9 protein-coding genes are annotated in these 9,326 nt (G+C 45.8%); 3 read left to right on the plus strand and 6 right to left on the minus strand.

Annotation, left to right across the window (positions count from 1 at the left end; all coding sequences use genetic code 11):
* The first annotated feature begins 430 nt into the window (after positions 1-430).
* Positions 431-3,181, plus strand: a complete 2,751-nt coding sequence (topA, locus tag ACBR23_RS05265) for a type I DNA topoisomerase (RefSeq protein WP_371119120.1) — start codon at positions 431-433, stop codon at positions 3,179-3,181.
* Positions 3,182-3,443: 262 nt separating this feature from the next.
* Positions 3,444-3,698 carry a hypothetical protein gene (locus tag ACBR23_RS05270; protein ID WP_371119119.1) on the plus strand — a complete coding sequence of 85 codons (255 nt, stop codon included), beginning with the start codon at positions 3,444-3,446 and terminating at the stop codon, positions 3,696-3,698.
* Positions 3,699-3,726: 28 nt separating this feature from the next.
* Here the strand turns inward: ACBR23_RS05270 and ACBR23_RS05275 are convergent, their stop codons facing one another.
* The 3 genes from ACBR23_RS05275 to ACBR23_RS05285 all read right to left on the minus strand — a co-directional run bounded on the left by ACBR23_RS05275 (position 3,727) and on the right by ACBR23_RS05285 (position 6,219).
* Positions 3,727-4,365, minus strand: a complete 639-nt coding sequence (locus ACBR23_RS05275; protein ID WP_371114959.1) for an MvaI/BcnI family restriction endonuclease — start codon at positions 4,363-4,365, stop codon at positions 3,727-3,729.
* Between the two features lie 8 nt (positions 4,366-4,373).
* Complete coding sequence (locus ACBR23_RS05280) at positions 4,374-5,237, minus strand: site-specific DNA-methyltransferase (RefSeq protein ID WP_371119118.1); 864 nt, start codon at positions 5,235-5,237, stop codon at positions 4,374-4,376.
* Between the two features lie 433 nt (positions 5,238-5,670).
* Entirely contained in the window at positions 5,671-6,219 is a 549-nt protein-coding gene (locus ACBR23_RS05285) for a stationary phase growth adaptation protein (protein WP_218962095.1), read from the minus strand.
* A gap of 210 nt (positions 6,220-6,429) precedes the next feature.
* On the opposite strand from ACBR23_RS05285, the gene ACBR23_RS05290 reads away from it, so the two are divergent.
* The gene (locus ACBR23_RS05290; RefSeq protein ID WP_371119117.1) at positions 6,430-7,305 is read left to right on the plus strand and encodes an Rpn family recombination-promoting nuclease/putative transposase; all 876 of its coding nucleotides are present in this window, start codon (positions 6,430-6,432) and stop codon (positions 7,303-7,305) included.
* Between the two features lie 53 nt (positions 7,306-7,358).
* Here ACBR23_RS05290 and ACBR23_RS05295 read toward each other — a convergent pair whose 3' ends face one another.
* The 3 genes from ACBR23_RS05295 to ACBR23_RS05305 all read right to left on the minus strand — a co-directional run.
* Positions 7,359-7,706, minus strand: coding sequence for a DUF5615 family PIN-like protein (locus ACBR23_RS05295; RefSeq protein ID WP_371119116.1), 348 nt, complete (start codon positions 7,704-7,706; stop codon positions 7,359-7,361).
* A gap of 4 nt (positions 7,707-7,710) precedes the next feature.
* Entirely contained in the window at positions 7,711-8,070 is a 360-nt protein-coding gene (locus ACBR23_RS05300) for a DUF433 domain-containing protein (protein ID WP_371119115.1), read from the minus strand.
* 316 nt (positions 8,071-8,386) lie between these two features.
* A partial coding sequence (locus ACBR23_RS05305; RefSeq protein WP_371125634.1) for a calcium-binding protein occupies positions 8,387-9,326 on the minus strand: 940 nt, incomplete at its 5' end.

Genomic DNA, 9,326 nt, shown 5'->3' on the forward strand with positions numbered 1-9,326 from the left:
AGAGCCTTGTTCGCAGCCCTCTCTAAGCTGGTCTTATCCTCCCTCCGTAGGTTTTACTCACCCGAAGGTCGTACTAACTAGCAAGATCATTACTGATCTTCGAGGCAGACTCCCTGTGTCCCAAGGAGTAGAATTGTTGATTTTTTCACCCATCCATCAGCTCTTTTACGGCTGAGCGGGATATTGGGGCTACCAATAAGAAACTGATAGGTGGTGTCTAGCCTTTATACAACGGAAAGTTCGCCCACCACGGCTACTCTTATCATCCCCGCTTAGTTCTATCCTATCATGGATTCGCTATCGCTCAATTTGTTTGCTGCTCGTTTTCATCCCGTCACTCATCCTGTAAATGGATAGAGTGCGGGACTTCCCACTCGTATTAGTTAAACACTCGCTTCTGCGTCGCCATCCATATATAATAAAAGATGCCATGTCAACCTTAGTCATCGTCGAATCTCCCACAAAAGCCCGTACCATTCGCAACTTCCTGCCCTCCACCTACCGTGTAGAGGCATCAATGGGCCATGTGCGCGACCTCCCATCCTCCGCCGAAGAAATACCAGAAGCCGTTAAAGGAGAAAAATGGGCGCAACTCGGCGTAAACGTGGAGGCTGACTTTGAACCCCTCTACGTCATCCCCAAAGATAAAAAGAAAATTGTCAAAGAACTCAAAGACGCCCTCAAAGACGCCACAGAACTGATTCTAGCCACTGACGAAGACCGCGAAGGCGAAAGCATTTCCTGGCATTTGCTGCAAATCCTCAAACCCAAAGTGCCCATCAAGCGGATGGTGTTCCACGAAATCACCCGCGAAGCCATCCGCGACGCTTTGACTCACTGTCGCGACATCGACAATCGAGTCGTACAAGCCCAAGAAACTCGGCGGATTCTAGACAGACTCGTCGGTTACACCCTTTCTCCGCTACTGTGGAAAAAAATCGCTTGGGGCTTGTCCGCCGGCCGAGTCCAGTCCGTCGCCGTGCGCCTGTTGGTATGCCGCGAACGGGAACGCCGCGCCTTCCGCCAAGGTAGCTACTGGGATTTGAAAGCGACTTTGACCCCTCCCAAACCTCCCGCCAAAGGACAGGCTGGTGCATTTGAAGCAAAACTGGTGACAGTCGGCAATGTAAAAGTTGCCAACGGTAGCGATTTCGATGAAAATACTGGCGGGATTATCGCAGGCCGCCGTGTACTTTTGCTGAATGAAGAACAGGCGCGGGCTTTACTCTCGCGTATTCAAAACAAACCTTGGACTGTCACGAACCTAGAAGAACGGCCAGTCACCCGCAAACCTTCGCCGCCGTTTACGACCTCGACTTTGCAGCAGGAAGCTAACCGCAAGCTGAGGCTGGGGGCGCGGGAAACCATGCGAATTGCCCAAAGTCTCTACGAACGCGGTTTTATCACCTATATGCGGACGGATTCGGTGCATTTGTCCGAACAGGCGATTACGGCCGCCCGCAGTTGCGTCCAAGAACTTTACGGTAGCGAATACCTCAGCCCCCAACCGCGCAAATACACGACCAAAAGCAAAGGTGCCCAGGAAGCCCACGAAGCTATTCGTCCTGCTGGTAGCACTTTTCGGACTCCGCAGCAAACCGGGCTAGATGGCATTGACTTCCGCCTCTACGATTTAATTTGGAAACGGACTGTGGCTTCTCAAATGGCCGATGCGCGCCAAACTCACGTCACGCTACTGACTTTGGTGGAAGATGCCGGTTTCCGTTCCAGCGGGAAACGCATCGATTTTCCCGGCTTTTTGCGGGCCTACGTGGAAGGTTCCGATGACCCGGATGCGGCTTTGGAAGACCAAGAGGTGATTTTGCCGGCGCTGAAAGTGGGCGATAAACCTAATTGCAAAGACTTGGAAGCCGTTGGTCACGAAACTCAACCTCCCGCCCGTTTTACTGAAGCTTCACTCGTTAAAATGTTGGAAAGCGAGGGGGTGGGTCGTCCGAGTACCTATGCGAGTATTATCGGCACTATAGTCGATCGAGGTTACGCCAAATTAATTACCAACGCCCTAATTCCCACATTCACCGCTTTCGCCGTCACAACTTTATTGGAAACGCATTTTCCCGATTTAGTAGACACCGGTTTTACTTCCCGAATGGAACAAACCCTGGATGAAATTGCCACCGGCGAAGCTAAATGGCTGCCATATTTGGACAAGTTTTATCGAGGGGAAACTGGACTTCAAACCCAAGTCAAAGAACAGGAAAGTCAAATCGATGCCAAAGTTGCTCGAACTGTGGTATTGGAGAATATTTCTGCTAAAGTTTGCATCGGTAAATACGGCGCTTACCTGGAAGCTGACAGGGAAGAGGGGCCGGTGAAAGCATCGATTCCTCAAGATTTGACTCCGGCGGATTTAGACCCGGAACAAGTCGAGTTTCTGTTAAAGCAAAAGACTGAAGGCCCGGAACAATTAGGTCTCCACCCAGAAACTGGGGAACCGATTTTTGTGTTGATTGGCAGTTATGGGCCCTATGTTCAGTTAGGAGAAATCACTGAAACTAACAAGAAACCGAAGCGGAGTTCTTTGCCGAAGGGGACGGACAAGGATAGCGTGACGTTAGAGATGGCTGTGAGCTTGCTGACTCTGCCGCGCTTGTTGGGTACTCACCCGGATACGGGGGCGAAGGTGCAGGCTGCTTTGGGGATGTACGGGCCTTATGTGGTGCATGACCAGGGTAAGGTTGGTAAGGATTATCGATCGATCAAGGTTCCTGATGATGTTTTGACTATAACGCTCGATCGGGCATTGGAACTATTAGCGCAACCAAAAGCCGTTCGCGGTAGCAGCAAAACAGCCACACCTTTGAAGGAATTGGGCGCGCATCCAGAATCGGGAGAAATGCTCAATGTTTACGACGGCCGTTATGGGCCCTACGTCAAACACGGGGATATCAATGCGTCTTTGTCTAAGGATGAATCAGTGGAGAATTTCACCTTACAAAAAGCACTGGATTTGTTAGCAGCGAAGGAAGCAGCGGGCGGCGGAAAATCTAGCAAGTCGAAGAAGTCAACGAAGACAACTGCGGCGAAGTCGGAAACTGCTGCGAAGAAAACAACTACTGCGAAGAAGACTACGGCGGCGAAGTCGGAAACGGCGGCGAAGAAAACCACTACTACTAAGAAGGCGGCGACTGCGACAAAGACGAAGAAAGAAACTAAGTAAAATTAGTTTAGTTTTCTGTCATCCCAGAAACCCGGTTTTGTGGAAAAACCGGGTTTTTTATTTGGTATGGGGTTCTTTCGTTTGTCCGCGAGTCCGCCAGGGAATGAATTCCCTGTCTCATAGCGAAAGTCGGTTGAAACCGACTGACATAATGCTGACGAATGATCGATGCAGGTTTTATTGTGTTTTTTGCTAAAGCAATCCTTGTGTTTTCATGATATAATCAAAACTATCCATGTAGTAACTGAGTAGTAGAATCGCCATGATAGCTGAACTTATGGTACAACCTTCCTACTGGATCGATCGGGACATTTCGATGCAGAAAGTCAGAGATATTTACTTATTCAAATTTACGGAAAACCTGCAAGCCAGATTGGAAGAATTAGCCGAGAGAAAAAAGGCTAATCTTTTAACTTCAGAAGAGGTTGTAGAATTAGCAAGTTTACTAGAACTAGATCGGATTTTCACCTTAATTAACGCTAAAGTTATAGCAGCCTCATGTCATTTAGACACTTAATTAATTAGCAGTGCCAATCAAAAATAGGTTAAGGCTTGACAGGCAGTGGAACAGAATACCCCTCTCCTAAGATATGTGCGACAAAGCCAGTTCGAGCGTAGAAAGCACGAGATGTACTGCCGTGCCCTTGCCCCTTAGTTCTTGGCTGTACAAGTTTGCCCATTTTTCCACTAAGACTTGAAAACCCTTGAGTTATAATTGTTTCCCGAACAAGGTTGTAGTCTGCTTTCACTTGCTCGTAGATTTGAGGATTATCAAGATCGAAGGAAGCTACTGAATGCACAAGAGAACAATTATCTGCTTGGCTCTCAAATACCCGTGCAACAACAACCATTTTCTGTAGTTTGTTGAAGAGATGGCTTTCCTCAAATTCTTTGTTTTCGACCTCTACTGGATCTATCATGGTGATTGCCATCGTTTCTTTGACTCTGAGTTCTCCTGTTCGTTTAGGTATTAGTGGAACTAGCTTTAGCTCCCAACTACCAAAATTAGGCGATCGAGATGAGTTAATGGCTAATCCCAAATAGCGTTCAATTGTATGCCCAGCCCAACCCTTGTTTTTCTTATTTTCTTTGCTCCAAACTGTTACACGGTGATGATCTGCTAGTTGTCGAAGATCTTGACCTACTAATGTAGTGAGTCTTTTAATTGCCTCTACTCTTTCCATAAATGACCTTACTTCAATGCCAGTGATAACTCTACTTGAGTGGGATTAATTAAACCGAAGTTATCCCCGGCAGGGGTACTTCCGGTTAAACGTTTAATCGAGAGTTCAACATGACCTGCATCTGCTTCACAACCAATAAATTTCCGCCCTAATGATAAAGCTGCAACTCCAGTTGTGGAAGAACCGGAAAAAGGATCAAAAACTAGATCGTCTGGGTTTGTGCTTGCTCGAAGACAACGCGCAACAAGTTCAATAGGTTTTTGTGTCGGATGCTTACCATAGAGTTTTTCATGTTTGCCAGGAGTAGACATTCGCCAGACATTCTTCATCTGTTTGTCGCCATTCTCAGCCTTCATTTCCTCATAATTGAATGTGTAACGTTCTTTTCCTTTACGTGCTTTCGTTGCCCATAGTATTAGTTCTGTTGAATGAGTGAAACAGCGACACCCCAGATTTGGAGGTGGAGCTGGTTTTTCCCAAATAATGTCATTGAGAATACGAAAGCCAATCTGCTGCATGGCAAATCCGACTGATGGATACACATGGAGAGTGCCCGTTACCCAGATAGTACCAGTTGGTTTAAGAAGCCGATAACAAGCAGCCAACCATGCTTTGTTAAACTCATGGTCTAGCTCAGCACCTTGACTGCGATCCCATTCCCCCTTGTTTACCTTGACCATACGACCAGCAACGCAGGTAATACCATCATTGGAAAGGTTATAAGGTGGATCAGTCCAGATGCAGTCTACGCTTTCAGCGGGCAGCAAAGCCATGAGTTCCAAAGTATCGCCGTGATAAAGGTGAGACAGTCCATCATGCGATCGCCAAACTAGCTCTGGCTTTACCTGTTCAAGTTGTACTTGTGAAGTCATAAGGCTTTTTTACTGATTGGTTGATAGTCCAAAAGTACAATCTAGATTTTAGATTAGAGTTAAAAGCTTATCACAAATTGCTATCACCCAACGCCGATCGCGTCAACCCCCTATCAATAACCGGACGTTGGTCTCAAATCTCCTCATAGGTCAGAAAGATCATAGGCGCGATCGACCAAACCAAAAAACTGCGGTAATCCAGAAATAGAAAGCGTACCATACCGTAAATTGCCCACACTGGAAAATTTTAATACTTTTCTTGAGTAAAAATTGACATAGATCCAAACCATGAACTATATTAGAGAAAAGGATGCAGCAGACATGATCTAATCATGACATCCCGTTACCCACGAGGTCGAGGAATTCCGGTAAAGACGTTCTGAATACCAAGATTTATATTTTGGCGAAGGCTCCTTAAGGAGCCTTTGTTATTTTAGGGCTTCGGTAATTCCTTATTCTGCAATAACTTTTTGGCTATGACGAAAAAGCCAACTTTTTCAACTTTACCTATGCCTTCGTATATAGGATAAGCACTGTGTATATGTAATCTCAACCTTTTACTTTCTCTGAATGCTGCAAAAGCAACGAAATAATCAACCTCAATACCGTTTGAATCTACAATTTTAACGATTGCAAATTTTCCATACCCAGCATGACAAACTAAGGTTTCCTTCTCGCCCAATGACTCGACAATACTTGGTAATTGCCTTGAGAGTTGATATCTATCAAAATTAAACGTTCTGGACTCTCTCGGCCCATTGTACATCAATAGCTGTGATTCTTCGCTAGAAATATCATCAGAATCTTTAGTAAAACAATGTAAACCATAAGTTACTATAAATTTGTATGTGATTATATTTTTTTCGTCTTTTTTGTCAACATACTCAATCCAGCGAGCATTAAGATGCGATAAATCATAAACTTCACCATTAAATATAAAATTTTTCCATAATGTAACTTCTTGGACGGTATTAAACTTCATGCTTATAAAATAGAATTTATGCGATTTATGAATTAGGTATATATTTGCTATTATAGTAGTGTAAACGAGCGATGTGTGAATTTTTGATGATTTTATTGAGTAGAACTTAACTCGACCTTTTAATAAAATTTGGATTGAGGGCGATCGCATATTTTTGGCGAACCATTATGCAGTAGTATTAATTTGTCTCTCTTTCTTTGCACATCTTTCATGCGGCGGGATTCAATCTTCTACAAACTGTTCGGACAAGCGCCCACTTTGCTGTTCGATCTACTGGCGACAACTCCAGCAAATGCTGCCAATTATCGCTTTGACTCGGTTGCAGTCAAAGAACCTAAGTTTGAAATTGACGGCGTATTTTTGCCCCCAGAATCCGAGGAACCGGGCATCGTCTATTTTTGTGAAGTTCAGTTTCAGAAAGACGAACAGCTTTACGAACGGTTGTTTGGCGAATCGTTTTTATACTTTTACCGCAATCGCAGTCGTTACAGCGATTGGCAAGCTGTAGTGATTTATCCATCACGCAGCGCCGAACAAAGCGATGTTTATCCTTATCGAGCTTTGCTCAACAGCAATCAAGTGCATCGGGTGTGCTTGGATGAGTTAGGGGATATTCGCGCTTTGCCTTTAGGGATTGCGCTGATGGTGTTGACGACTGTCGGGGAGACTCAAGCACCAGCAGAAGCAAGATATTTGCTGAGCCGAGTGCAGCAAGAAGTTCCACCAGCAGCAGGTCGTGACATAATAGATCTATTAGCTACTATTTTGTCGTACAAATTTACATCGTTGAGTCGAGCCGAGGTGGAATCAATGTTGGGAATTACATTACAGGAAACGAGATTCTATCAAGAAGCTAAGGCGGAAGGACGGCAGGAAGGACGGCAGGAAGGACGGCAGGCAGAAGCCTGTGCCCTGATTGTCCGACAATTAACCCGTCGGTTACGGCAAGAACTTTCTGAGGAAATGCGATCGCGCCTTGCTAATCTGCCCTTGCTAGTGCTCGAAGATTTGAGTGAAGCGCTGTTGGATTTTGCTACTATGGCGGATTTGCAGGCTTGGCTGGAGGTGCAGCAGTCGGAAAGATAAGAATTTAGCGAGTTATTGAGCGCTTAAATAGCTAATTCACTTTACTCGCTAAATTAAGATATGGACGGCGGCCCAGAACGATAGACTCGAATCACTTTTCCCGTCAATGTCTCAGCAGTAGATATTGCATCATGAATATTGGCAGTCAGTTTAGCAATATCGTCATCTCGCGTGCAGGCAATAATACCAGAGTGGTCAGGTTCCAGCTTATGCAGTTGAAAGAAATCGCGCCGATTGACGGTCAAAACAACGCGATTTTCAGTGATGGCAAATGCCAATACATCCTCATCAGGTAGTCCAGCATTTCCTGCTTCTTGAACAGTCAGGACATCATGCCCCAAAGACCGCAGATTTTGCACAACTTGTCGGGGAAATTGTTCGTCTGCATAGATACGCGCCATAGGTTTATTTGAGATTTGCAGGTGTATCTAAGATTTCGTCAGCATCATCTTGCTGTCGAATTGCTTCCTCAATTTCGTCTGGATAAGCTTCAGTATAAGCCCAAACATTTACTAAATCAGCAGCACTGAGCTGGGGATAGCAATCTAGGATAAAAGCATCGGTAGCGCCGTCATTTCGATAGCTGGCGAGTAACCAAACGGGAATGCGAGTGTTGTCAATACAAGCATCACCGCCCATCACGCCGGGAGTTTTTGCGATCGGGCGGCCGCTGTTTTTCAAACTCTGGGTTAAGATGCTGATGGCCTCAGCTTTGTCGATCGGCGTTAAGGCTAGCAGTTGCGCTTCTAATTCTGGGATTGTCATAAAGCTTATTTGATTTAGGAATTATGTATGTATTTGCTATTATAGGGCGATCGCCCGCATCAGTTTTTTATCCTGGTACGTTGACTCCGCCTACAATGAAGACCTTAGACCTCCTGTAAAAATTGTTTTAATTAAATTTCAGGACGAACAAAATGCCCATCCCACAAGAAAAAAAGATTTGTGTGGGATGGGCATTTTGCCCGTCTTAGCTATTTTTGCGAGAGGTCTGTGATTTGATTGATGACAGACAAGGTTGCCAGATATTATATTAACAGATCGCTCTTTTTACTCAAAAAGCGCGATCGGCAAAACGATATTAGATCAGGATTGGGGTGAAATCAGTCGAGGCGATCGCACTTGGAATCACGCCTTTGAGAGTTGCTAACAGTTGATCGCTATTTGCAAGGCGGATTAATGTATCGCTGCCACTAGCAGTAATACTTAATTGGTTAAAGCCCAAACCGCCAGACAATCCAATTACATCTTGACCTTTTCTGAAGTCAAGAATTATATCGCTTGACTGATTTCCTACTAACACAAAAGTGTCATTACCACTGCCACCCGTTAGCGTATCATCGCCAGCACCGCCGTACAGCAAATCATTGCCAGCGCCACCGGTGAGGATGTCATTGCCCTTGCCCCCGTACAGCGTATCGTTGCCAGCGCATCCGTCAAGAACATCGTTGTCGCTGTCGCCGGATAACCAGTCGTTGCCATCACCGCCACAGAGAGTGTCCTTACCTTGACCGCCAAAGAGAGTATCGTGATCGCCTTCACCTAATAGTAGATCGTTGTCTTTGCCACCAAAGATAGAATCGCTGCCGCTGCCGCCCAAAATCGTGTCGTTACCTGAGTCGCCACTTAGCCAATCATTGCCAGCGTCGCCCAGAATGACATCGTTATCTTTGCCACCGTATACTGTGTCGTCGCCCAAGCCAGCAATTATGCGATCGCTGCCACCCAAGCCAAAAAGCCTGTCATTGCCCGCCAAACCGTCGATCGCATCTTTGCTTGCGCTGCCTGCGATCGAGTCGTTGCCAGCAGTCCCGGTGCGAGTAACATCAGTCACTAACAAGGTGATGTTACTCAAATCCAAGCTATCGCAGAGGCAAGTATCTATATCGGGAGTGGGTGTTGGTGTTGGTGTTGGTGCAGGTGTTGCTGTTGTTGGTACAGTCGTCGGTGTTGGTGTAGGTGTTGGTGCAGGTGTTGGTGTTGGTGTTGGTGTTGGTGTTGGTGTTGGTGTTGGTGTGGGT

The organism is Microcoleus sp. (genome assembly GCF_041354475.1).
Lineage (GTDB): Bacteria > Cyanobacteriota > Cyanobacteriia > Cyanobacteriales > Microcoleaceae > Microcoleus.